Here is a 22,533-nt window from a genome sequence, read left to right on the forward strand (position 1 = left end):
CGAGGCCAGCAACGCCGACGACGTCCTCGCGCGCGTGGCCGACGAGACCGGCGTAGCACCGGCCGCCCTTCGTCATGCCGTCCTACTGCTGCGGGGGCGGGGCGTGCGGCGGTTGCTGCTGTCCCTGCGGCTGCTGGGGATGGCCGTACCGCTGGCCGGGCTGCTGCGGCTGCCCCTGCTGCTGCGGGTAGGGCTGCTGGCCCGGAGCGGCCTGCGGGTACGGCTGCTGGCCCGGAGCGGCCTGGGGGAACGGCTGCCCCGGATAGGGCTGCTGTCCCGGGTAGGGCTGCTGTCCCGGGTAGGGCTGCTGCCCCGGGTAGGGCTGCTGTCCCTGCGGGTACGGGTACGGCTGTCCCTGCGGGTACGGCTGGCCCGGCGTCTGAGGGCCCGGCATGGGCGGGGCGGCCACCGGCGGCGGGTTGCCGTCGCTGGTCCACAGCCCGTGCGACTGCTGGTGGCGTACGAAGTCCTCGGCGACCAGGGCGGCGAGGTTGAAGTACGCCTCGCGCGTCCGCGGTCGCATCATGTCGAGGTCGACCTCGGCACCGGCGGCCAGATGCTCGTCGAAGGGCACGACGACGACCCCGCGGGTCCGGGTCTCGAAGTGCTGCACGATGTCATCGACCTTGATCATCTTGCCGGTCTCGCGGACCCCGGAGATCACGGTGAGGGACCGGGAGACCAGGTCGGCGTACCCGTGCGCGGACAGCCAGTCCAGCGTCGTACTGGCGCTGCTCGCGCCGTCCACCGACGGGGTGGAGATGATGATCAGCTGGTCGGCGAGATCGAGCACCCCGCGCATGGCGCTGTACAGCAGACCGGTGCCGGAGTCGGTCAGGATGACCGGGTACTGCCGGCCGAGCACGTCGATCGCCCGCCGGTAGTCCTCGTCGTTGAACGTGGTCGAGACGGCCGGGTCCACGTCGTTGGCGATGATCTCCAGACCGGAGGGCGCCTGGGAGGTGAACCGCCGGATGTCCATGTACGAGTTGAGGTACGGGATCGCCTGGACGAGGTCGCGGATGGTCGCCCCGGTCTCGCGCCGCACCCGGCGCCCGAGCGTGCCCGCGTCCGGGTTGGCGTCGATGGCCAGGATCTTGTCCTGCCGTTCGGTGGCGAGGGTGGAGCCGAGCGCGGTCGTCGTGGTCGTCTTGCCGACGCCGCCCTTGAGGCTGATGACCGCTATCCGGTAGCAGGACAGCACCGGCGTACGGATCAGCTCCAGCTTGCGCTGCCGCTCGGCCTCCTCCTTCTTGCCGCCGATCTTGAACCGGCCGGCCGCCGCCGTGGGCCGGCCGCTCTTCGGCTTCTGTCGCTTGTTGTTGAGCAGCCGGTCCGCGGACAGCTCGACGGCGGCCGTGTAACCGAGCGGCGCGGCACCGGGGTTGGTCGGCTGCCGCTGGTCGTGCTGCACGGGCTGCGGCCACGCGGCGCCGGAGCGGGGGTCGACCGGGGCCTGCGGAGCTGCCTGCGACGCGTCGGGGGCGGCGGTGGGAACGCCGTCCGGGCCCTGGGGAGGCCGGGGGAAGCCGTAACCTCCCTGCTGGGCCTGGGCCTGGGCGTCGGGACTTCCGGGCTGCGGGAAGCCGTAACCGCTCGGCTGTGCCGCGGGGTTGGGTGCGCCGGGCGGCGGGAAGCCGTAGCCGCTCGGCGGGGTGGGGCCGTCGGGGTTCGGCTGGGCGCCCGGGGGCTGGTGCTCGGGCTGGGGGACACCGTGACCACCGCCCTGCGCCGCGGGGCTGGGCATGCCGGGCTGCGGGAAGCCGTAACCGCTCGGCGGGGCGGGGGCGTTGGCGACCGGCTGCGGGCCGGGCACCGGACCGGCCGGCTGGTTGGGCTGGTTCGGCTGGTTCGGCTGGTTCCATGCGGCGGGTGCGGGCTGCGGGGCCTGCGGCTGGAACGGCGGCTGCTGACCGGGTACGCCGGCCGGCCCCTGTCCGGCCGCCGGCTGCGGCTGCTCGCCGGGCATCGGTCCGGGCTGCTGCGGGGCGGTCTGCGGCGGCGCGGGCTGCGCGGGCCACTGGGCCGCGGGAGCCGGGGCGGCGGGCTGGTACGTGGGCGGCAGCGGGGGCAGCCCGTTCTGCGGCGCGGGCGGCGGGGGCCAGCCGGGCTGCCCACCCTGGGGGGCCGGGGGAGCGGGCGGCATGGCGGAGTGCGGGGCACCGGGACCGTACTGAGCGGCGGCGGCCTGGGCGCCACCCGGTTCCGGAGCCCCGGGGTGGCCCGCGGGGGGCTGGACGGCGGGGGGCTGGGCGAAGCCGTGGCCGCCCGGCTGGGGGGCTGCGGCCTGCGGGGCGCCCGTCTGCCGGGCGTCCGCGTGCGGTGCTGCGGTCCGCTGGACGGCATCGTCTGAGGTGCCGTCACCTGGAGTGTGGCCGGCTGGCGTGCCCTCGCCCGGAGTGTCCTCCCCCGGGGTGCTGTCCTGCGGCGCGCCCGGCTGGGGCGCACTGTCCGGGGCCACGGCGTCCGAGGGCTCCGAGGGGTGGCCGGAGTGCGCGGCGCCGTCGACGGAGGCCTCAGGCGCGTCGGGACGCCCGGCACCGGCGGCCCCTGCCTCGGCGACGGACTTCTCGGTGACACCCGCCTCCGCGGCGGGTTCCTCGTCGGCGGACGGCTCCACGGCACCGGGTACGACCGGGCCCTCGGCCGCCGTCGCCCGGCCGCTCTCGTCCCGCTCCTCGTCCCCGTCGGACGCGGAGCCCTCCGGGACGGCGGCGTCCGCGACCGGGTCCTCCCGGGCGGCGGCCTCGCCAGCAGACTGCCCGGCGCCGGCGACCTCGACAAAGCCCTCGGGGCCCGAGACGGCAGACGTGACCGTCGCGACCGAGGTGTTCGACGTGACCGAGGTGTCGGCGGCGTCGGCTGCGCGCGAGGCGTCAGCGGCCCCTGAGCCCGTTGCCGAGCCCTTCGCCGAGTCATCCGTCGAGCCCTCCGCGGAGCCCTCGTCCGCGGACTCGTCCGGCTTGCCGGGGGCTGTCGCGCGCTCGGCGATCTCGGCCATCTGGCGCTTCAGGGCGACGGCGGAGAACCGCATGGTCGCCCCGCTCTCCAGGTCGCCGTTGTCCGTCTCCGGCTCGACCGCGGCGGGGGAGACCGGTGTGTCCTGCCGGTCGGGCCCGGGCTGCTGCGGTTCGAATCCCTCGGGCAGCCGCGGAACCGGGGCGGCCTCGCCTGCCGGCGGCGCGCTCTGCGCGGCCGGGGCGTACGGCGCACCTTGCGCGGCCGCGGGCGGAGCGGGCGGAGAGTACGGCGCGCCCTCCGGAGTCGCGGGCGGAGCGGGCGGCATGTAAGGCGTCCCCTGCGGCGGGGTGAAGGAGGGCCCCTGCGCGGGCACGTGCGGTGCGTAGGCGGTCCCCTGGGGCGGGATGAACGGGGTGCCCTGCGCAGGGGTGCCCGTCGGCTGCACGGGCGACGGCTCGTTGGCCGGCGCCGGTGCCGGCGCGGGACCCGGAACGGGCGCACCCGTGGGGAACGGCGGCACCCCGGGAGCGGCCGGAGCACCCGGGTCCCCGGCGGCACCGGAGCCACCCGGGCCACCGGAGCCGCCGAAACCGCTCAGGCCTCCCGAACCCGCCGGGGTGCCTGTGCCGGAGCCCCCCGACGTACCGGACGCGTTCTGCGTGTACCAGGCCGGGGGAGCGTAGTCGATGGTGAACTCGCCGGTGGTCTCGACGGCCTCCGCGTCGGGCTGGTCATCGCCGGGTGTGTCCCAGCCCCCGCGCGTCCCGTCCCGATCGCTGCTCACAGTTCCTCCTGGTGTGGTCGAGCACCCTCATGCCGTGCCGGGGCGACCATGTCGTGTCGTACCGAGTCGTCCGAAGTCGTTCGGGGCGGTCCGGCTCACCGGACCTTCCCCCCGGGACACCGACGCCCGGTCCACGGTTCCTGCCATCGCGCCCGCTCCCAGCCTAATCACCACGAGGCACACCTCGGCAGGCCCGCCCGCCTCTGCGTACGCGCCCGCCTGGTCACCGCACGGCCGGAGGACTCCGCCACCCCCGAACAACCGCACCCAGCACCCCGAATAAATGGGACGGGGAAGGGCAGTTCAGTCCATTCGTCGGGGTGTGCCCAACAATCCGATCTCAGCGTCGGTGGGTTGCGTCAGCACGTACTGCCGGTCACGGTCGGTGCACCACAGGGTGACGCCGTCGGGCAGCGCCGGCAGCGATTCCACCTCGGTCCGCGACAGGCCCATGGTGCGCCCCAGTTCGGCGGCCTCGTCCGGCGAGACCCGCTGGATGCCGGCGAGCCGCGCCTGCCGGAGGAGCCGGGGCGCGACGGGGCTGAGATACGGCAGCAGGGTCAGCACCGACTGCCAGGGCCCGGACACCACCCGGCCGCGCGGGGGACGCATACCGCAGTCCCGCACCACCAGTACCGGCGTACCGGCCGAGGCGCCCTGTGGCGGGACCCGCCCGACCTCGTACACGGACAGACCGTTCTGCCCGCCGCCCATGGCATGCACCATCTGCATCCACGCCTGCGGCCGGCCGGTCTCCACGGCGACCCGGGCACCGGTGGCGGCCGAGCGCAGCGCCAGCACCTGCGCGGTCCACAGGCCGCCGATCAGGACGACGTCGTACGGCGTGGGCCGGTTGATGCCCAGCACGGCCGGCTGGCCCTCGGCGTCGACGCCGGCCACCACACCGTCGTCCCCGATGGGCAGGGCGAGCGCGTCCAGTTGCTGCGCGGACAGACCGTGCCGGCCGTGCCGGGGCCCGACCAGCCCGAGCCCGTGCCGCAGCCGGTCGACAGCCCGCCGCGGCCCGGACGGCTGCTGAGCCCCTTGCACGCCTTGCGCCCCTTGCACGCCTTGCGCCCCTTGGGCACGCGCGCCCGGCGCCGTCGAAGTCGTCGGAAACGTCGTCACCGCACACCTCCGAGGGGCAGAGTGGCCAGCATGCCGGGCAGCTGCTCGCGGTCGAGCCGGGCCAGCCCAGCTCCGGACTGCCGGGCGGCACCCTCCAACGCGCGTCGCGCGGCCACGAGTTCGTCGTCGCTGCGTCCGGTCACCCGCAGGTGCCCGCACAGCGAAACCTCCTGCCGCTCCCCGCGCGCGAGACTCAGGCTGAAGGTGGTCGCCAGGGCGGGTATCGCCGTGACCCGGGCGACGAACTGGGGCAGCGACTCGGCCCGGCCGCCGCCCAGCGGGGGCCAGCGCCGCACCCAGTACGTCGTGTGCCGCCGGTTGTCACAGCGCCAGCTGCGCCCCGACTCCTCCGTGCGCCGCTCCCGGGTCTCGCTGCGCCCGGCCTCGGCGGTGACCAGCGGGTTGGCACAGGCCGAGGTGGCGAGCGCGGCGACCAGTTCCTCCTCGTCCAGTACCCGCGCCCGGAACCCGGCGCCGGTCAGCCGGCTCGCCAGATGGTCCGTGGCCCGTACGACGCACTTCTGCGCCCCCGTCAGCCCACCGCCGCGCGCGGCCACGGCCTCCGCGCACAGCTCGGGATCGAGCTTGAGCGCGATCCAGGTGATGCGCACCGCCGGGGCGCCGGTCTGCTCCTGGAGAGGAAGGTAGTTGGCGACGGCCACGGACTGCTGGGGCAGGTGCAGCGCGGGCGCCGGCTGGGTGTGCAGCACGATCTGTGCCGACTCCAGGCGGATCCCGTCCACTTCCAGGGCGTCCCGCACCAGGCCCAGGGGCAGGGGCTGGCGGTTCCGCTCGGCCCGCAGCGCGGTCGCGTCGGCCTCCACCTGCAGCACGGCCGTGACGAAGGTGCCGTCCCCGACGATGCCGACCGGCCGCCGGTCACGCGCGCCGTACGAGTACGTGCGCAGGGCCGGCTCGCACTCCACCGCCGGGACCAGACCGGGCTCCGTGCCGGGCGGTATCGGGGTGTTCTCGGCCCGCCTCTGCCGCGCCCGCAGCTCCCGCGCGGTGGCCAGCCACTCCGGCAGGGACCGGCCCCGCCGCCGTACGAAGGCCAGCAGGACCAGCGCCGTCGCGACCACCGCGGCCGGCACCAGTGCCGCCATGCCGACGGCCCAGCCGACGAGCAGCACGGCCACCGCCAGCTCCATCAGCACGAGCCGTTGCAAACGGAACGAACCCGCCTGGCCGGGCCGCTGCCTGAGACCGAGGGCGACCTGCTGCCGCTCGCCGTCGCGCCGGGCGGACCTCCCGCGCGGCGGCGTCCCCGAGCCGGCCGCGCCGCCCCGTGCCGCCGACCGGCCACGCACTCGCGTCCGCGTACCGGAAGCCATCACTCCATCCCCCCGATTTGCTCACAACTCGCTGGAACCAGGCCACTGAACAAGGCCCTTGAGGGCCCAGGTACCCTACCCGCTCCACGAGACCCGCTCCGTACCAGGCATAGTAGGGGCCGGGTCCGACAACGGAGGGCGGGGGAGCGTGGTCCCCGGGCGCGCTCCGCGTGAGACACGGGGAGAAACAGGCACAGATGGCATCTCGGCGGGACCAACTCAACGCCTACACCTTCGCGAAGCGCCGCATGCTCGCGTCGTTCGTGCAGTCGTCACCGGATGGCTCCGACGAGGGGGCACCCCGGCCGCTGCGCGCGATCCTGCCCAGCGCGATCGTCGGCGTGGTCGTTCTGGCGGGCTTCGGTGCCTGGGGCATGTTCAAGCCGACGGCTCCGCAGGGCTGGGACAAGCCGGGGCAGAAGGTGATCATCGCCAGCAAGTCCACCACCCGCTACGTCGTGCTGGAGACGAAGCACAAGGTCCAGCTCCACCCGGTCCTCAACATGGCGTCGGCCAAGCTCGTCCTGGACACCCAGAGCGACGTCGACGTCGTCACCGTCGACGAGTCGATCCTCGACAACGGCAAGATCCCGCACGGCATCACCATCGGCATCCCCTACGCCCCCGACCGGCTGCCCTCCGGCAAGGAGGCCGGCACGGCCAAGGAGTGGGCCGTCTGCGAGCGCCCCAGCGGCAGCGGCAGCTCCATCCAGAAGGCCGCCTTCGTCCTGGCCGAACGGGACCAGGACAAGCTCACGGGCCCCAAGGAGAAGCTGCACGGCGGCGAACTCCTCTACGTCGCCACCCCGGACAAGAAGCGGTACGTGGTCGACGCGCACGGCTGGGCCTACCCGGTGGCCGCCGACAACAGCCTGCTCCTCCAGACCCTCGTGGGCGCCGACCGCACCCCGCAGCAGGTGACCCAGGAGTGGATCGAGACCCTGCACCAGGGCGACGCGATCACCTTCCCGCCGATCACCGGTGTCCCGGCCGCCGCCGCCGACGCCCCCGGCCAGCTGGACGAACACGCCAACCGCGTCGGCATGGTGCTCCGGGCGCCGGTCAACGGCCAGGAGCAGCACTTCGTCGTCCTGCCCGGCCGTGTCGCCCCCGTCTCCGACTTCGTCGCCGAGCTCCTGCTGACCAGCGAGAACCTCGTGAAGCTCGGCCAGGCCGGACACGCCCTGGAGGTCAGCGCGGGCGCGATCACCCGGGGCGAGCCGTTCGCCGCCGAGCACAAGTGGCCCACCGAGAAACCCAAGGCGGTCAACAACCCCTCCACGGCAGACGGCAGCCGCAACACCGTCTGCAACGTCCTGAACCACGTCGACCCCGGCAACGGCGGGACCACCCTGAGCACCTGGGCCGGCACCGACTTCCCGGCCGTCCTGCCCACCGGCTCCTCCAGCGCGTACGTCACCGCCGGCTCCGGCCAGCTCTACCGCCAGTTCCAGGGCACGAAGACCACCGTCGGCGGTGTCTTCCTGGTCACCGACACCGGCCTGCGCTACGCCCTGCAGTCCAACGACGACAGCGCCGGCGCCGACAAGGGCATCGGCATGTCCGACCAGAAACGCAAGCAGCTCCAGCAGGAGGCCAAGCTGGCGCAGACCCGCCTCGGTTACGCGGACGTCAGCCCCGCCCCCATCCCCGCGCCCTGGTCGCAGTTCCTGCCGACCGGCCCGCGCCTGTCGACCGCCGCGGCCCGCCAGCCGCAAGGCTCCTGAGGGGTACGACGATGCCCCAGACGGCCACGAGGACGACCCCCGCGCTACACCGCCGCGCGACCCTGGCGACGGCCGCGGCCATGACCGCCACCCTGCTGGCGGCGCCGGCGGCCACGGCGGACCCGGGCTCCGACCAGTGCACGTTCTCCAAGACGAACCACCAGTACGCCAGCACGCCCTGGGCGCTGCAGCGCGTCAACCTCGACGAGCTGTGGAGCGAGTCGAAGGGCAAGGACGTCAGGGTCGCCGTCATCGACACGGGCGTCGACACGGCCAACCCGCAGCTCACCCACGCCGTGGAGGCGTCCCTGGGCGCCAACTTCCTGCCGGTGAAGGACAAGAAGGGCCAGCCCGTCCAGGACCGCGGCAACCACAGCGGCACGACGGACACGGTCGGCCACGGCACGCGCGTGGCGGGCATCATCGCGGCCCGCCCCATGAAGGGCACGGGCTTCGTCGGCCTCGCCCCCGAGGCCACGATCATCCCGATCAAGCAGAACGACGCGGAAGGGCACGGCACGGCCGGCACCCTCGTCACGGCCATCCGGCACGCGATCAAGGAGAAGGCCGACGTCATCAACATCTCCCAGGACACGACCGGCGCCGCACCGGACGAGGGCCTGCGCGAGGCGGTCGACGAGGCACTCGGCGCGGGCATCGTCGTCGTCGCCTCGGCGGGCAACAACGGCCTCAACGGCAAGAACCAGAACACCTACCCGGCGTCCTACCCCGGTGTCCTCGCCGTGGCCGCCTCCGACCGCAACAACGAACGCGCGCCCTTCTCCCAGCCCGGCGACTTCGTCGGTGTCGCGGCCCCCGGCGTCGACATGATCTCCACGGTCCCGAAGGGCGGCCACTGCTCCGACAACGGCACGAGCTTCTCCGCGCCCTACGTGGCCGGCGTGGCCGCGCTGATCAAGGCCAAGCACAAGGACTGGACGCCCCGCGAGATCGTGGCCCAGATCGAACAGACCGCCGAACGCTCCATCCCCGGCCACGACCGCCTGGTCGGCTGGGGAGTGGTGGACCCGGTCCGCGCCCTCACGGAGGACGATCACCCGATCGAGTCCCCCCGCCCCGACGCGGGCCTCACCCACGCGGAGGCACCCACCCCCGCGAAACTCACCCTCGGCGAGACCCCCCAGGAACGCACGGCCCGCATCGCGACGTACGTCGCCGTGGGCGTGGCGGTCCTGGTGGCGGCCCTCAGCGGCGCAGCGGTGGCCCTCCGCGACGCCAGACGCAGGCGCCGGTCCCTGGAGGGCCGGGCCTGAAGACATGCCGGACTCCGCCGTCCTCACGGCCCGGCACCCGACATGGCCACGACTTCCGAGGCGGGGCGGCCGGAGGCCAACCGCTGCTCAGGACGCCGCCTTGCAAGGACGCCGCTCTTCCAGTGAAGCCGTGTATCCCCGAATCAGCTTCTTCATGGCCGCTTCGTCCCGGCGGGCGGGCTTCAGAACCTTGATGAGGACGCTGATGTCCTCCTCTCTGACAGCAGCGCCACGGCACTTGATCAGCGACACAGCGGCCTGATCCGTATAGGCGAGGGAGTCGCCGTCCGCGGACTTCTGCACCTGCAGGGAAAGCCGGCTCCGCAAGATGTCATGTGCCGAACTGCCGGCCTCGATGCGCTCGTCACTGATCACCAGCACCGTGTCTGCGTCCACTTTGACCTCGCACAGCGCCGAGCCGTCATCCAGGCTTCCCGTCGGCGCGACCGTGACACGCTCACCCGAGGCAGGCAGGAGACGTGAGAGGGCATCGGCCGGGACGGGTGCTCCGCAGAGGGCCTTCGGCACGGAGAACTCCTGCTTCGGCCCCCCCGAAGAGCACCCGGCCACCGTCGCCGCGGCGGCGAAGAGCGACATGACACGGAGAACGTACGGTGCGGATCTCAATGCTTGTTACTCTCCGATTTCCACTGGGCGCCGTCCGAGTGGCTGTGACCGGCGGATGTACGCGCTGCTCTCCTCAGGTCGTCGGCGGTGTCCGGGTCGATGGCGTTGTTGTTCACCAGCGCATGATCGACGGCGGCTCGCGCAGACTCGAGGGCGGCCTGGCGACCGTTGGTGTACTCCTGGCCGGCCTGCGCTTCGGCTTCGCTGGTGGTGTCCTGCTCGATGTCCGCCAGGACGTTCGCGGCGTTCGTGTCCACCGTCCACCCGAAGTCCTTGTCGGTGAACAAGTCCAGGTAGGAGCTGAAGCCGGGATTCCCCTTCTTCACAGTGCCGTCTTCGCCAAACCTCGGTCCGCGGTCGTGTCGGTCGGCTCGGCTTCGAGGACATCGGCCCTGAGGAGCGCGGCAACCGCCTGGGCGCCGGCAGAGTCGCCATCCACACGCTCATCGCGTTGTGCCGGGCACTGCGAGCGCGGTGACGGCTGCCGTGGTTCGGCGGGTGGTGGTCACGACGGCGTCACCTTGGAGGGTGCATCGCACTTCGCGTTCTGGTGTGCGTAGAGCGCGGTATTGCGGACGAGTGAGATCAGTCCCTTCCGCAGCTGATCGTCGTCCGCGCCGCCAGGCTGCTTGAGATGCGCGACGACGCTCAAGTGCGGGCCGGACGCACGAGCGACACAGGGGAGGTAGATGGCGGCGACCCTGTCCGAGGCGATCGCCTTGTCGCCGGCGGAGAACGGCCTTACCGAGGAGACCGGCCTATTGTCCTCGACAACGTCCTTCGCCCAGGCGTCGGCCTCGTCGTACTGCGCCATCTCGGCCGTGACCACAACCAGTAGCTTCCCGTCGCCGTTGACGAAACAGGAAGCGGAGTAGGTCGAGTCCATGTCGTCCCGACGAGGGTCGGTCACGGCGTCCTGGAAGGCGTAGTCAGACCTGTCGGGCACGACACGTTTCAGCGCGGCGGCACTGCTGGACGAGGAACCGAGCGTCCTGCACACCTCGGCTGCCTTGATCTCGCCCTTCTTGTCCTTGAAGGGCGGAAGTCCCAGCGCGTAGAGGGCACCCGCGGCAAAGCAGAGCAGCAGCGCCGCTCCTCCCACGAGCAGGGACTTGGTACGAGTGGATGCCAACGTCTCAGTCTTCCGTGTCGAGTTGCCGGGGGATTCCCTCACCGTCGAGGTACTGGTGGACCAGGCGCCCAGAGGTGTCGAACCCGTCTTGCGCAGAGGTGGCCACCGATCCCTCGATCATCGGATAGCGGTGACCGGTGTTCTGCCCCGCCTTCTGGGCGGCCAGCTCCACCATCTTGTAGGTCGAGTCGGAGGTGTCCTGGAAGCTCTCGCCGTTGCGGTAGATGATCTCCCCGGAGCTGTCGCGCATGGCCCCTTCGGTGATCTTGCCGATGATTTCTTCGGCCGCGGTACCGGCCACGTCACCGATGATGGCGCCGCCGGGACCGGTCATCGGCTCCGTGGCCATGCCGATGCCGATACCGATGGCCGTGCCGCCCCAGCTTCCCGCGCTCTCGATCGCGGCGTTGTACTCGGCGTCCTTCGCTCCTCCGTCCAGCTCGCCCTGGTAGGCGCGGCCGGCACCGATGAGGCCCTCGATCTCGCCCGCGGTGCGCGCGATGTGGTCGGCGCCTTGTTTCAGGTTGTCGGCTTGGGAGAACGAGGCATCTTCGACGTATGCGGTCGGATGCGCGAAGTGATGCTGCATGAGCTGCGTCGTGTAGCTGTGCTGACCGAGGTTGACCGCGGCGTAGCCTTCGGGGTTCTGGCCGACGGAGTACAGGAACCTGCTGATGTCCCGCTCGTCGAGATCGGCCGCCGTACCCGCCACGGGAAACAAGGTTGTCTCTCTGACATCGCCCGCGTGCAGCCCCCGGTGGATGTCGGGCATGTACTCCGCGGCGATCTGCCCCATGCTGTCTGACATGTAGCCGTGACCGGTCAGCCGGTCCGGCTTCTCCGACACCGAATGGAAGATGTCCTCCACCAGCTTCGCCTGACCCGCATTGTGCGGCGGGGTGTCCGCCGTGGGCATCTCCCCGGCCGGATGCCCTGTGGTGGCGGCCTCCAGGGCCAGGGCCAAGTTGTTCTGGCCCGTGACGATGTCGTCGCCGTGGAGGTTCGACTCCTGCGGCCAGTCCCGCTCCTCGAACAGGTACTGGAAGTTCGACAGCGACACCTTGCCCTTCTTGCCGTTGCCGTCCGTGTCCCGCTCGAAGGGGTTGTCCGGGTCGTCCTTTGAGATGTACTGCTCGTTGAAGAAGTCGGTAGCAGCATCAGGGCTATTGGACAGGCCCTTGAGATAGCCGGTGAGCGGGTCGTTGCCGCTGTCGTCGCCGATCCGGTTCAGCCAGGCACTCCCTCCCAGGTGCTGCCAGAACGGGTTCCCGTGCTCGCCGTTACCGGTCATCTTCCGTTCGGTGGCCATGAGCTTGGTCCCGTAGTCCTTCAGGAACTGGTCGTCATAGTCGCCGGTCCGCATGAGGTTGCTCATGACCTGGAAGCCCATGGGGCCACCACGGTCGCCGTAGAGCGGCTTGTCGCCGAGGTCGATCATCTGGCGCTTCCACTCGGTCATGTCAGTGGAATCGCTCTGCGTGGCATGGGCCAGCGTCAGCCCCAGGTTGCGCTGGAGATCGTCGAGCTGGTCGAGGCGCTTGTGCCCCACCTCGTAGTTGCCCCGGTTGGGATCGCTGATCCCGGTCCAGAACTCCAGCGTCTTCTGCGGCCCGAGGCTGTGGGCGAAGCGCTCGGCGAACAGCGGGTCGTTCGCGTACTTCTTCAGCCCCGCGTTAAGCCGGTCGAAGTCCTGCACGGACAAGTCGTCGGGGTTCTTCTTGGCGAGCTTGGCCAGCTCGTCGGCCTCCTTGACGGCATCAGCGGCGTCATCCCGGTTCGCATAGCTGGCGTCGGAGAAGCCCATCTTGGCCTGGTCGACGAGCGTCATGAGGACGGTCTTGGCCGAGTTGTCGCTCTCGGTGGCCTTGCTGAGGATGCCCTGGATCTCGTCGCGGAGATCGTCGACGTCCTTCTGGTTGGTCGCGCTCTTGTTGCCGCTCGGATCCGAGTTCCCGTCGGGCCGCGTGCTGCCCGTGACAGTGAACTTGCCGTCACCGGCGTCGACGACCGTGAGGTTCTTCTTCTCCCCGCGTGAGACGGCGTCCTTCAGCTGCTGGTGATACGACTTCAACTCACCCTGGGTATCACTCAGGATGTTATGGATGGTGGTCGCCTGGGTGTGGGCGTCGCCGAACTCACCGGCTGTCTTGCCTACGAACTCCCGGGAGACCTGCGCGTTCACGCCGGCCCAGTCGGCCTTGAGCGCGGCCTTGTGCAGATCGTCCTCGGCGTCCTTCTTCAAGTCCCCGAGGTGCTTCACGAGCGTCGACCAGTCGGTGACGGCGTCGTCGAGCAGCTTGAAGTTGGCGTGGTACAGAGCGTTGAAGTCCATGGGGTGTCGTCGTCCTCTGGGGTAGCGGTGTCAGCTGACGCGGGGGGAGGTGTCGCCGTCTCCTCCCGGTGCCGCTACTCCTTCTTCTTATCCTGGTCCTTCTCCCCGTAGATGGAGTTCTTCTTGCCCGGCGCCCCCACCCGCTCGTCGAACCCGTCGTCCAACGTGTCGATGCTGCTCATCTGCCGCTGGATGTAGTGCTCGTCGTTCGCGTGTACGGCCTTGGTGGTCTGCATGTGGTTCGAGATCTGGGCGCAGGCGTCCATCAGGGACTTCAACTGCTCCTCCCAGCGGTTTGAGACGTGCTGGAGGCCCGCGCCGAGAGCGAAGCCCTGCTTGGAGAGGTCGCCGGCTGCGGAGTCGCTGCTCGGGCTCGCCACGCGGGCCTTGTCCCAGAGCTGGTTGTAGAGGTGGTGTGCCGCGCTGCCGATCTTCTCCAGATCCTGGTGACCCACTTTGAGGTCACCGGTCTTGCTGGGCACGACATAGGGGCCGTAGGTGCCACCACCCGGATCGACATGATCGAGCTGCATGTGCGTCGACTGCCCCTGGGCAGTGTCCGCCTTGATCTGCTCCCATTCGTCCCATGCCATGGAAGGGCCCCTTCCCCCGTGGTTGCTCCAGCCTCGGGCCAAACTAGCAACCAACGCTGCGGAAAGTTTGCGCAATGTCTGCTATGTGTGATGTGTCGGGCGTGAAAATTCGGGGGAGGAGGCCTGCCGACTGGACGCGAGTCAGTCTCGGCGGAGGGTTGATGGTGCGTCCGAACTGTTCGGCCACCGTGGACCGGTGCCCCGGGGGTGAGGTTTTGTGGTTGCAAAGTTCTCCCCCGGACTGCCTCCGGCGGCGCGCCCGCCGCGCGCATGTGAAGCTTCTGCGCAGATGCAGGGCCCCTTCTGTCGTCATTGACCGCCTTGTCGATCTTTGTCGGCCGTGACTCGGTCACTTCCGGACGGCATCGCAACTGAAGCGTCGCAGAGTTCAGTTGGCCGCGATTTACACAGTGACTACAGTGGTCAGCGATGGATCGCGTGCGGCCGGGTGCCGCTGGGTCTGTCCGGCTGTACCAACGGGGAGACGGGGAAGGGGTCGCGGTGGCTGACGGTGGCGGCTCGGGTATGAGGCGTGGCATCGATGCGCTGCAGGAGTTCAAGGGCAAGCTCGACAACGCGCTGTCCGACTTCGAGGAAGGGCACGGAAGTCCGTCCAAGATCGCGCAGCAATCACTCAGTCGGTCGTCGTTCGGTGGCACGCACGCTCCGTTCGACGAGGCGAGTGACCTGCACACGGCATACGAGACGGTGCACGCGCGTCTCACGCACCTGTCGAAGACTCTGGGGCTGCACATCGAGTCCCTGAAGCTCGCATCGCATGCGGCCGATGCCACCTATGACGGGACCGAGGATGAGGTCCACCAGCGGTTCTGGCAGATTCGGACGCAGCTCGGCGCGCAGTACCAGAAGGACGTGGAGAAGGCCGCAGCCGCTGACAAGCAGGGTGCGGGACATGAGCGCGGCAACAAGTCGACGGGGAAGACGGACCTGCGGTGAGCGACGACTGGAAGAAGAAACCCGAGTACAAGTCAGCTGCGCAGGGAGTCGACAAGGAGGTCGGCCAGCAGGTCGCACCCATCACGACCGCGCAGAACATGCTGGCGCACATGCCGTTCTTCGGTGGTGGCGTCCGGGTCAACTTCGTCGGATCCACGAACTTCGAGAACCACAACCTCAACGACATGATCGACCTGGTCGAGCATGCCAACCCCGAGCACCTCGAACTGACCAGCAAGTCCCTGTTCGACGCGGGTAACGCCATCCGCAAGGCGGCGAAGGACCTGGAGCAGCACCTCAAGGTCGACTGGGAGGGCCAGGGAGCCACTTCCTTCCATGGCTGGACGAAGCAGCTCATCAACTACACCCACAGCCTGGCGGGGTACGCAGACCAGGCCGGCACCCACATCTCCGTGGCGGCTACGGGACTCGCCTCCGCACGCGTTTCCATGCCGCCCAGGGACACGCGGCCGGCACATGAGCAGAAGCTGCCCACCGAGCTGCCCAAGGCCAAGCAGGTCGACAGCAACCCGGACTACGCGGCCGCGGTGAAGGTCGAGAAGAACCGGCAAGAAGCCATCAACCAGATGAACCGGCTGGCCTCGTACTACAAGGTCGCGGCGACGGATCTGAGCAAGCAGAAGGAACCGGAACCGCTCAAGCCGATCACGGACGTCGGAGTACCGACACGTTGGTCTGACAACCAAAGGCGAGCGTACGGTTCAGGGTCGGCGTCGGAGTCAGAGGCTTCGACGCCGAAGGCTGCGGTGCGAGGCAATGTCGGGGAAGGCCACGCGGCCAGGGCTACCTCGAACGGGGCAGAGACTCACGGGCACGTACCACCCCTCAAGGAAGTCCACGAGCCCAGCATGCCTCCCGGCCATGATGTCGGCACGGAAATCAACACCACGACGACCCTGCCTCCTCAGGTGCCCGCCACACCGCCCAACGCCCCAGCACCCACTTTGCCGACCACTAGTGGTGGCAGTGGGCAGATGCCTCCGCTCCCCACGGGGCCGATGGCGCCTCCCATCACGCCGACCTCGGGCCGTACCTACGGGCCCGTCGGCCGCCCCCCGGTGACTGCTCAGGGACGCACCACGGGTACCGCGGGTGGCCGAGTGTCACAGGGACCCGTGGGTCAGACAGGGCGTACCGGCTCAAATGGCCGAGTGCCGCAGGGGCCGATGAGTCAGGCGGGGCGTTCCGTAGCTGGTGGTCGAGCCCCCCAAGGCCCGACGGGGCAGGCTGCTCGTGCCATGGGACGTGCGAACCCTGCGGGCCAGCCGGGTGCGCGGGGGCCCGCTCAGTCAGGTCGCTCACCGATGGGGCGCCCCGTCACCGGCGGAACCCCCAGGACCACCGAGACGCCCGGTGGGCGCACGGGAACGACTGGCCCTGTCGGTCAGGCGCGCAACGGTGTCGTGGGCGGCAAGCCCGTCACTGGCCGTACGTCCGGTGGGCCGACCAACTCCCGTGTCCCGCGCGGTATGGTCGTCGGCGCCGAGGAACCGGTCTCGTCCACGCCGGCGAAGGGGACCATCGGTCAGCGTGGAGTCGTCGGTATCCCTCCGGCGAAGGCCAATCCTGGCCTGGGCCAAGCGGCGCTTCGCTCGGCGAGCAACCCTGAGGGGGTCATCGGTGCCCCCCGCAACTCCACGCAGGGCCACGAGGCCGGCGGCGCGGGCCTCGGGCGCGGTGCGGTGGGCAGTCGCCAGGCTCCTGGAGCTGCGGCAGGCCGCACCGGCGGCCCTGCCGAGAAGGAACATCGCCACCCGGCGCAGAAGCGGCGCGATGTGCCGAAGACGAGCGACTGACACAAGCGAGGACGTACACAGGCATGAAGCCAGGGACCGGCCGACGCGGCACGAGGATGGCCATCCTGACGACACGCAACACGCGACGTCTGTCTGCTGTGTTTTCGGCACTCGGTGCACTCGCCATCACGTCGGCAACGTTTGCCCCGGAGGCCGCCGCCATTGATGTCCAGTCCAAGGAGTGGTATTTGGACGCGATGGGCGCTGATGACATCTGGAAGATCAGTACAGGCAAGGGGGTGAAGGTTGCCGTGATCGACAGCGGGGTCAATTCGGCGACTTCCGCCCTCAAGGGACAAGTGCTTGTCGATGAGGTGCCCAAGTCCGTGGCGTACCACGTCACCCACGACAAAGACGGGCACGGCACCTCGATGGCCGAGATCATCGCAGGCACGGGAGCTGGCGGTGGCATCAAGGGCCTTGCCCCGGGGGCCAAGATCATTCCCTTCCGTATTGACGGTGGGGATTTGCGGGGCGCTGAAATCGGCAGAACGCCTGACGTGGCCACAGCGATCCGGGCAGCCGCGGATAGCGAAGCGAAAATCATCAACATGTCCTTCGGTGCTCCCCAGTTCAGCGAGCAGGAGCAGGCCGCTGTGAAGTATGCGGTATCGAAGGGGAAGTTGATCTTTGCTGCCATCGGCAACGAAGGGGATAAGACGAACTATGAGGCTTATCCCGCCAATTACCCCGGTGTGGTCGGCGTGTCCGCAATCGACAAGTCCGGAACCGTGGCCAAGTTCTCCACCTTCGGTGACTACGTAGACCTCGCAGCCCCGGGTTTGCACATCCCTTCCTGGTGCAACGGCAGGTTCACCGAGTACTGCGACAGCGACGGCACCAGCCCCGCCTCCGCCATCGCCTCCGCCTCCGCCGCCCTGGTCTGGTCCGCGCACCCGGACTGGACGGCCAACCAGGTGCTGCGGACCCTGATCGACACCGCCGGCCGTTCCTGGCCGAAGGACGAGCCCAGCAAGTACCTCGGCTATGGCGGTATCCGCCCGCGGCGCGTGCTCATCAACAAGGACATCAACCCCGGACCGGCGGACGTCGACCCCCTCGCCAAAGAGAATGGCGACGGCGCATCGGCGACCCCCAGCCCCTCGGGCAAGTCTCCCACCGGCAAGCCCACCAAGGATGCCGGCTCCGCCGACGGCCCCACCTCGGCCGCCGCACAGGACACCGGCTCCGGTGGTGATACCCAGACCTGGGTGATCATCGGCGCCGTAGCCGCCGTACTACTCGTCGGAGGCGCCGGTTTCGCCGTGCTGCGTGCACGCCGTAACGCCTGAGCGGTCTCCCGCGAACCTGCTCGCTCGCCGAGTGAGCAGAAGCCCGCTTGCCATCAGTGCTGACGTCCGCTCCATGGCTCCGCACCCGGCAAGGTCAATTCAGAACGAAAGGCATGGAAATGGCGACAGGGCGTCAGAAAGTAAGTGACGGCGACATTGTTGCCCTCGAAAAGGAGCTTGCGCACCGTTTCGAGGGGATCAAGGGCCAGCTCAGGGAGCTGCAGAGCATCATCGACAGCCTCGAGGGCCACTGGAAGGGCATCGGTGCCGGCGCGTTCAACGCCAAGCAGACCGAGATCAACGAGCGCATGGTCCGCATCGGCAACATCCTCGCCAAGTTCATCGAGGCCATGAGCAGCACCCGGAAGATCAAGGACAGCACCGAAGACGAAGTCCGCTCGCAGGTGCAGAGCATCGACGTGAACTACGGCGGCTCGAACTCCGCGCTGTCCAGCTACTGATCCCGGCCGCCACAACTTCTCAGCAACGGAGGCAACCATGAGCGCCCAGAACCTCGGCGACCTCGAAGTCTCGTACCACAACCTCGACCACACCGCGACCGAGCTCGCCAACCACGCGCGTCGGCTCGAGGAGAGCCTCGAGGCCATCAAGCAGAAGGTCGCCGGTGTGGCCGACATGTGGGAGGGCGACGCCCACACCACGTACACCGAGCAGCAGGCCGCCTGGGACCGCGAGGCCAACGGCATCCACGAGGCCCTCGTCGCCATCGGCAAGGTCGTGCACGCGGCCGGCGGTGACTACCAGGGCGGAGACCGCAAGGCCGCCAGCTACTTCATGTAAGTCGGCTTCACCGGCCGGCCGGACCGGTCGACGCAACACCGCAGAGGGTGGGCGCGCACGGGAGGTGCCCACCCTCCGTCGTGCCCGGACGGCGACAGCGGAGCGCAGGACCGGGACACGGAAATGCAAGGGCGCCACCGGCATGGCCGCCGGGGAGGAGCCGGGCAGAGCAGCCAGGGCACGGCGGCGGTCGGGTCCGTACACCCTGATCATGTGGACGGTACTCGCGCTCGGTGTGGCCCTGGCCGTCCTGCACGGACAGGGGCTTACCTTCGTGGTCGTGTCCCCGGCGGCCGTTCCGCTGGCCTCCGACGGCCGCCTTCGTCCTGTTCCGGCGCCGTACGCGCAGCAGCCCTGGACAGCACCTCCGTTCCGGACTGCCGAGCCTCGAGCCGGGAAGCCTGCCGCCGGAACGGCGTCCGGTAGGCGCTCGCGCTCCTTGTGGACATGCATGCCCCGGAGCTGCCCTCGCGTACGCCGCCACGGGTCATGCGACTCGAGAGCGGGACGGCCGCGCGCGACCAGGAGACGCTGCACACCTTCGGTCCCTCGACCGGATAGGCCACGTGGACCGCCCGTGACGGGCGAAGGAGCAGTCCCTCTTGCCCGTCGCCCGGAACGGCATCGTCCACCTCAGGGGCAGGCCGCTGTCCGGTGCTGGATCTCGGCGGCTCCACGGTGCGGACCGTGACCCCGGACATGCACGCGAGGTCCGGACTACGAAGTTGAGGGCGGCGGTGAGAACGTGGCCTTCGCAGCCCGGAGCAACCGCGTCATGGCGGCGAAGTCCGACTTCTTGCACACTCTCCCGGCGTTCTGATCGCTTTACACAGTCGGCGGCATCGTGAACGCTCCGGTGATGCCCGTTCCCTTCTCACACCCCAGCAAGCGGGACAGCGCGCGGCTGGAGCCGTGCAGGACACGGAGGTTGTCTTCCCGCGCCGCGGCGGCCGTCTCGGTAACCCTGAAAATGGGCTCCAGCTCCGCATGTACCAGTTGGGTTGTGCGGTCGAATTTCGCACTGGAGCAATCAAAGTAGAGGTAACCGGCCCTGCTGCTGACACGGGCCGCCTTCCCCATGCGGTATCCCTGGAACTCAGAGCCCGTCGTGTCCGCCCGCGGGAGTACGTGGGTCAATGAGAAGTCGATTCGCACGGACTCGTGCTCGGACGAGTCCTTGTAGGCGCCACAGAAGAAATATTCTCTCTGATCGGGCTTACCCGTGAGGTATTGAGTGACCAGTTGGTTGGCCGTCAGAGCCGGGTCGCCCTCGTACTCGACCTTCGCCGGGGCGGGGATGTCCGCGAGCCGGCGAATGGCCGACTTGGTCTGAGCGTCCAGGACCTCGGCACAGGACGTCCTCGCAGCAGACGGCCGCTCGTCCTTCGCCTCCCCGCTCTGGCAGCCGGTGGCCGCCAACACCAATGTGACCAGTGCAGTGATGAGCGGGTTCTTCCCCCGGTGGGCGGTTCGACTAGGCATTGGGCAGCACGCCGCGCTGACTCTCTCCATCGGTTCCAACTCCGTAGCCGGTTCTCAGAGCCTCTTCGAGGTCCTGCCCGAATCCGCCGTCGTCATGGTGGATGCCGTGGTTGCTCATGAAACTCTCCAGGGGAGAGGCCGCGGCAGCCTGGCCTGCTCGGTAAACCTCTCTCGTCTGCTGGTGAATGGAGTCTGCGCTGTCCTTCTGCATCGTCTCGGCCCCGTCACCGATGACATTGGCGATCTGCTGACCGATCGCGCCTTTCCCGGCATCGGTGAAGACGGGAATGAGCGTCCCCGCCACCCCGGCTGCGGCCACCGGGGGGAGAAAGGCGGCGCCGGCGGCGATTCCCACACCGGCTCCGAACTGGAACCAGCCGGTCCTCTTCTCCAGGCTCTTGTTGTACGCCTCGTCCGCGGCGAGGCCCTCAGCCTTGATCTGGTCTGATCGGGACTGATCGAGAATGCCCTGAACCTGCGCGCCCGTACGAACGATCTCCCGCACGTGCGGCTGATTGATGTGGCCGTCGTGAGCCTGTGCTTCCAGCGCGGTCGTTCCGTACACCTGCTGAGCGGTCGAAATCTCGGAGTATCCGTCCGGGTGCTGTCCGACCGCGCTCAGGAACTTGATCGCGTTGGCCTCGCCGAACTGTGCATGGCCACCGTCCGAGGGGTAGTACAGGCTGTCCGTGCGGTTGTCGTTCAGGGCCCAGTTCATGTCATCGATGTATCCGGCTCCCATGCGGCCGAGGCTGTCCGCCATGGGGTCCTGAATTCGTTCCGGGTCACCGAATGCCTCCACGACCTTTGCCATGATCGCGGCCGAAGTGTCGTCCCGCTTGAGCGTGGGCGCCGGATCGTCGTAGGAGTGTCCCAGCGTGGCCGCTTCCAGAGCGTGCCCCAGTGCGTCGGGGCCGCCCTCGCGGACATGGGCCGCGGCGTCGCTGCCGGGCGCCACCAAGCTGTCCGGCGGCCACTCGAAGTCCTTCTTCGTCAGCTCGTCGAAGTAGGTGTAGTCGAGGGTGGCACCCTCCTTCACCGTGCCGTCCTCGTTGTACACCGTGGGTGTCATATCGTCGGAGAAGAACTTCTTGGCCGCTTCGGGGCTGTGGCCGAGCCCCTCCAGAACGCTGGTGAGCGGATCGTATCCGGCACCGTCCTTGCCCGACGGATTGAATCCCCAGTTGGTGTCGGAGCCGCCCGTCATAGGCTTGTTTCCCATGAAGAAATCGGGGTTCTTGTGATGCAGTTGCGCGATGTGTTCAGCGAGGGGGTTGATGAACTTCGGATCGTAATTTCCGTACCGCAGCAGCCCACCGAGAATTTGGTACCCGTAGGGTGAGTTCAGGGCTCCGGGATAGAGTTCGATCGACTTCGTGCCCAGCTTCCGGAACTGTTCTCCCCAGGCAGGCGGAAGATGCGACCTGTTGTCCGGATCGGTTGCGCTGGCCAGAGCGACACCCATGTTGCGCTGGAGCTGTTTCGTCAGTTCCAGACGCTCCTTTTTCTCACCCTCGGTGCCGTCGAGCGCCATGTGTCCATAAAATTCCAGTGTCTTCTCGGGGCCGCCGAGGGACTCATAGAAAGCGGTGCTGAAGTCGGCGTCCTTCGCGTTCCACTTCATGATCGAGTTAAGTTCGGCGAACTGGCGGTCGCTCATTTTGGTGCCCAGCCTCGCCAGTTCCGTGGCGCGCTGTTGCTCCGCCTCGTCCAGCGAGTTGTACGTCTCGTGCCCGAAGTTGTGGGCATCGTTGCCGTGGCTCTTGGCGAGGGCACGAGCCACCGAAGCATCGATCTCCTGCGCGTGGGCCACAAGGTTGGCGATGTGTATGGCCAACTCGTGTGCTTTCGCGAGTTCCTCATCGGTGTGCGTGTCGTCCGTCGTCCGATCGTGCGGAAAGAAGACGTGGATCAGCGGGCCGCCGCCCTCGTTCCCGTAGTCGGCCACCTTGACGCCGAGCGCGGGGGCTTCCTTGTCCACTATCGATTTCAATTGCTTCTGCAGGGGCGAGAGTTCGGCGTGCGCGTCGCTGAGCACTTTGTAGATGCTGTCAGCCTCGGCATGGGCGTCCCTGAACTCCTTGGCCGTCTTACGGACGAACTCTCGGGTGACGTCCGAGTTGACACCGGCCCACCGGGCGCTGTCAGCCTTCGCCTGTAACCCCTTCTCGGCTCTGGTCGCCAGATCGCCAAGTTTGTCAACGACCGACTTCCAGTCGGTGACGCTGGCTTCCAGTTTGCTCAAATCGACTTCGAGAAGGCCGGTCAACGTGACGCCGGGCATCGCGTCCC

General features: G+C 69.1%; 17 protein-coding genes. 7 read left to right on the plus strand and 10 right to left on the minus strand.

What is annotated here, in order from left to right; translation table 11 throughout:
• Positions 1-82: 82 nt before the first annotated feature.
• The 3 genes from AB0B40_RS33350 to eccE all read right to left on the minus strand — a co-directional run bounded on the left by AB0B40_RS33350 (position 83) and on the right by eccE (position 6,207).
• On the minus strand, positions 83-3,745 hold the full coding sequence (locus tag AB0B40_RS33350; protein WP_362267244.1) for an SCO5717 family growth-regulating ATPase: 3,663 nt from the start codon (positions 3,743-3,745) through the stop codon (positions 83-85).
• Between the two features lie 303 nt (positions 3,746-4,048).
• Positions 4,049-4,813: a hypothetical protein gene (locus tag AB0B40_RS33355; protein ID WP_362267246.1), complete on the minus strand. Its 765-nt coding sequence runs from the start codon at positions 4,811-4,813 to the stop codon at positions 4,049-4,051.
• 56 nt (positions 4,814-4,869) lie between these two features.
• Positions 4,870-6,207, minus strand: a complete 1,338-nt coding sequence (gene eccE, locus AB0B40_RS33360) for a type VII secretion protein EccE (protein ID WP_345056633.1) — start codon at positions 6,205-6,207, stop codon at positions 4,870-4,872.
• Between the two features lie 197 nt (positions 6,208-6,404).
• On the opposite strand from eccE, the gene eccB reads away from it, so the two are divergent.
• Complete coding sequence (gene eccB, locus AB0B40_RS33365) at positions 6,405-7,934, plus strand: type VII secretion protein EccB (RefSeq protein WP_345056632.1); 1,530 nt, start codon at positions 6,405-6,407, stop codon at positions 7,932-7,934.
• An 80-nt stretch (positions 7,935-8,014) separates the two neighbouring features.
• On the plus strand, positions 8,015-9,208 hold the full coding sequence (mycP, locus tag AB0B40_RS33370; protein ID WP_362267274.1) for a type VII secretion-associated serine protease mycosin: 1,194 nt from the start codon (positions 8,015-8,017) through the stop codon (positions 9,206-9,208).
• Between the two features lie 87 nt (positions 9,209-9,295).
• Here the strand turns inward: mycP and AB0B40_RS33375 are convergent, their stop codons facing one another.
• The 5 genes from AB0B40_RS33375 to AB0B40_RS33395 form a co-directional block, all read right to left on the minus strand.
• Positions 9,296-9,805: a hypothetical protein gene (locus AB0B40_RS33375; protein ID WP_362267248.1), complete on the minus strand. Its 510-nt coding sequence runs from the start codon at positions 9,803-9,805 to the stop codon at positions 9,296-9,298.
• A 26-nt stretch (positions 9,806-9,831) separates the two neighbouring features.
• A complete protein-coding gene (locus AB0B40_RS33380) occupies positions 9,832-10,161 on the minus strand; it encodes a hypothetical protein (RefSeq protein ID WP_362267251.1) in 330 nt (109 codons plus the stop codon).
• 179 nt (positions 10,162-10,340) lie between these two features.
• Positions 10,341-10,967 carry a hypothetical protein gene (locus AB0B40_RS33385; protein ID WP_362267253.1) on the minus strand — a complete coding sequence of 209 codons (627 nt, stop codon included), beginning with the start codon at positions 10,965-10,967 and terminating at the stop codon, positions 10,341-10,343.
• Between the two features lie 4 nt (positions 10,968-10,971).
• Entirely contained in the window at positions 10,972-13,299 is a 2,328-nt protein-coding gene (locus tag AB0B40_RS33390; protein ID WP_362267255.1) for a hypothetical protein, read from the minus strand.
• A gap of 74 nt (positions 13,300-13,373) precedes the next feature.
• Complete coding sequence (locus tag AB0B40_RS33395) at positions 13,374-13,892, minus strand: hypothetical protein (RefSeq protein ID WP_345056626.1); 519 nt, start codon at positions 13,890-13,892, stop codon at positions 13,374-13,376.
• Between the two features lie 501 nt (positions 13,893-14,393).
• On the opposite strand from AB0B40_RS33395, the gene AB0B40_RS33400 reads away from it, so the two are divergent.
• The 5 genes from AB0B40_RS33400 to AB0B40_RS33420 all read left to right on the plus strand — a co-directional run bounded on the left by AB0B40_RS33400 (position 14,394) and on the right by AB0B40_RS33420 (position 18,759).
• Positions 14,394-14,849 carry a hypothetical protein gene (locus AB0B40_RS33400; RefSeq protein ID WP_362267257.1) on the plus strand — a complete coding sequence of 152 codons (456 nt, stop codon included), beginning with the start codon at positions 14,394-14,396 and terminating at the stop codon, positions 14,847-14,849.
• Positions 14,846-16,666 (plus strand): hypothetical protein, encoded by a 1,821-nt coding sequence (locus AB0B40_RS33405; RefSeq protein ID WP_362267259.1) that lies wholly within the window; start codon positions 14,846-14,848, stop codon positions 16,664-16,666. The genes AB0B40_RS33400 and AB0B40_RS33405 overlap by 4 nt, the downstream gene beginning before the upstream one ends.
• A 56-nt stretch (positions 16,667-16,722) precedes the next feature.
• Positions 16,723-17,958 (plus strand): S8 family serine peptidase, encoded by a 1,236-nt coding sequence (locus AB0B40_RS33410; protein WP_345056620.1) that lies wholly within the window; start codon positions 16,723-16,725, stop codon positions 17,956-17,958.
• Between the two features lie 119 nt (positions 17,959-18,077).
• On the plus strand, positions 18,078-18,419 hold the full coding sequence (locus AB0B40_RS33415; RefSeq protein WP_345056640.1) for a WXG100 family type VII secretion target: 342 nt from the start codon (positions 18,078-18,080) through the stop codon (positions 18,417-18,419).
• Between the two features lie 37 nt (positions 18,420-18,456).
• Positions 18,457-18,759 (plus strand): WXG100 family type VII secretion target, encoded by a 303-nt coding sequence (locus AB0B40_RS33420; RefSeq protein WP_345056618.1) that lies wholly within the window; start codon positions 18,457-18,459, stop codon positions 18,757-18,759.
• 825 nt (positions 18,760-19,584) lie between these two features.
• Here the strand turns inward: AB0B40_RS33420 and AB0B40_RS33425 are convergent.
• Complete coding sequence (locus tag AB0B40_RS33425; RefSeq protein WP_362267262.1) at positions 19,585-20,271, minus strand: hypothetical protein; 687 nt, start codon at positions 20,269-20,271, stop codon at positions 19,585-19,587.
• Complete coding sequence (locus tag AB0B40_RS33430) at positions 20,234-22,525, minus strand: DUF6571 family protein (protein ID WP_362267264.1); 2,292 nt, start codon at positions 22,523-22,525, stop codon at positions 20,234-20,236. Before AB0B40_RS33430 ends, AB0B40_RS33425 begins: the two co-directional genes overlap by 38 nt.
• Positions 22,526-22,533 lie beyond the last annotated feature (8 nt).

This window comes from Streptomyces sp. NPDC042638 (genome assembly GCF_040647235.1).
Lineage (GTDB): Bacteria > Actinomycetota > Actinomycetes > Streptomycetales > Streptomycetaceae > Streptomyces > Streptomyces rameus.

Bases quoted from the DNA above. Each gene is read 5' to 3' on its own strand.
- eccE (WP_345056633.1), bottom strand. From the start codon at position 6,207: ATGGCTTCCGGTACGCGGACGCGAGTGCGTGGCCGGTCGGCGGCACGG.
- eccB (WP_345056632.1), top strand. From the start codon at position 6,405: ATGGCATCTCGGCGGGACCAACTCAACGCCTACACCTTCGCGAAGCGC.
- mycP (WP_362267274.1), top strand. From the start codon at position 8,015: ATGACCGCCACCCTGCTGGCGGCGCCGGCGGCCACGGCGGACCCGGGC.
- AB0B40_RS33375 (WP_362267248.1), bottom strand. From the start codon at position 9,805: ATGTCGCTCTTCGCCGCCGCGGCGACGGTGGCCGGGTGCTCTTCGGGG.
- AB0B40_RS33390 (WP_362267255.1), bottom strand. From the start codon at position 13,299: ATGGACTTCAACGCTCTGTACCACGCCAACTTCAAGCTGCTCGACGAC.
- AB0B40_RS33395 (WP_345056626.1), bottom strand. From the start codon at position 13,892: ATGGCATGGGACGAATGGGAGCAGATCAAGGCGGACACTGCCCAGGGG.
- AB0B40_RS33410 (WP_345056620.1), top strand. From the start codon at position 16,723: ATGGCCATCCTGACGACACGCAACACGCGACGTCTGTCTGCTGTGTTT.
- AB0B40_RS33415 (WP_345056640.1), top strand. From the start codon at position 18,078: ATGGCGACAGGGCGTCAGAAAGTAAGTGACGGCGACATTGTTGCCCTC.
- AB0B40_RS33420 (WP_345056618.1), top strand. From the start codon at position 18,457: ATGAGCGCCCAGAACCTCGGCGACCTCGAAGTCTCGTACCACAACCTC.
- AB0B40_RS33425 (WP_362267262.1), bottom strand. From the start codon at position 20,271: ATGGAGAGAGTCAGCGCGGCGTGCTGCCCAATGCCTAGTCGAACCGCC.
- AB0B40_RS33430 (WP_362267264.1), bottom strand. From the start codon at position 22,525: ATGCCCGGCGTCACGTTGACCGGCCTTCTCGAAGTCGATTTGAGCAAA.